The 1,427-nt window shown below is 34.0% G+C and carries 2 protein-coding genes; both read right to left on the bottom strand.

What is annotated here, in order from left to right:
- Positions 1–28: 28 nt before the first annotated feature.
- Positions 29–868: an IS3 family transposase gene (locus tag WFH39_RS21150; protein WP_336691365.1), complete on the bottom strand. Its 840-nt coding sequence runs from the start codon at positions 866–868 to the stop codon at positions 29–31.
- On the bottom strand, positions 856–1,427 hold a 572-nt coding region (locus tag WFH39_RS21145), incomplete at its 5' end, for a transposase (RefSeq protein ID WP_336691364.1). The genes WFH39_RS21145 and WFH39_RS21150, both read right to left, overlap by 13 nt.

Below are 1,427 nucleotides of genomic sequence, written 5' to 3'. Positions count from 1 at the left end.
TAGACTGCACCCAAAAGTTTAGACAAAATTACACAATATTTCGATAGAAAAGAGTTCGGTATTGTACCGGGCTCTTTCCTTTTAGATTTAATCTTATTCTGTCGTTGTTATAATAATTGATATATTCTTTTATTTCTTTTTTAAGCTCTGTAATACTTTTGAACTTTTTGATGTAAAACATTTCAGACTTTAGTGTTCCGAAAAAATTCTCAATTACAGCATTATCCAGGCAGTTTCCTTTACGGGACATACTTTGAACAATTCCTTTTTCTTTCAAGATATTTTGATAAGCCTTCATTTGGTATTGCCAACCCTGATCTGAATGTAGGATGATGTTTTCTGTATTTTTAATTCTCTTGAATCCCTTTTTCAGCATATCAATAATTTGTGCAAAAACGGGTCTTTCTGAGAGGTTATAACTGATAATCTCTCCATTAAACAAGTCTATGATCGAAGACAAATACAGCTTATTCCCCGACACATTAAACTCTGTTACATCGGTTGCCCATTTCTTGTTTGGTTGGTCAGCCTTAAAGTTTCTCTGCAAAATATTGGGTGCTGTTTTTCCCTGTTCTCCTCGGTAAGATCTGTATTTTTTTACTCTGATAATGCTTTTCAATCCTAATATTTTCATTAATCTCAATACGGTTTTATGATTAATAACAATTCCTTTTTCTTTCATCATCAAGGTAATACGACGGTATCCGAACCTTCCTTTGTGTTTATGATAAATTTGTTTTATCATTATTTTTATATCCGAATATTTGTCTGTTCCGCCTTTTTTTTGATGATAGTAGAAACTGCTTCTTGCCATACCTGTACAATCCAACAATACGGATAGATCATATTTATGCCTTAACTCTTCGATGGCTTTTGTTTGTTGTTTTTGGCAGTTAAGGCGTCTAACTTTTTTAGAAAATCAAGCTCGGCTCGTAGCCTTTCGTTTTCCAGTAAAAGTTCTTCTTCACGGGTTAATGGTTTGCCGGATTTTTTCTTCTTAGGCTTATAATCACTCATAATTGAAGGTCTTCCTTTAGGTTTATTCCTTAGTCCTAAAATACCATTTTTTTCGTAAGCCTTACGCCAGTTAATAATGCTGGATTCTGATGCAATATTAAACTTTGCAGCAGCTTGCTTTAGGGATAACCCCTGTGCAATGATGGTTTCCAAAACCTTTAACTTGAATTCTGCATCATAGATGCGATTACTCCTGCGTTGCAATCCTTCAATACCATACAAATCATGAAATCTTTTCCATTTACGTACTACAACGGCATCAAGATCTAAGTCCTGTGCAATAGAGTGAACCGACTGATGATTACTCGAAATTTTTTCAATGCAATCTAACTTAAATTCTAAACTATACTTTGATAATCCCATAAATAAAAATGCCCCTAAAAAGTGTCTAACTTTTTGGGGGCAGTCCA

Source organism: Chryseobacterium sp. MMO-72 (assembly GCF_037146035.1).
Lineage (GTDB): Bacteria > Bacteroidota > Bacteroidia > Flavobacteriales > Weeksellaceae > Chryseobacterium > Chryseobacterium indicum.
This window is presented reverse-complemented; position numbering and strand designations above follow the sequence as displayed.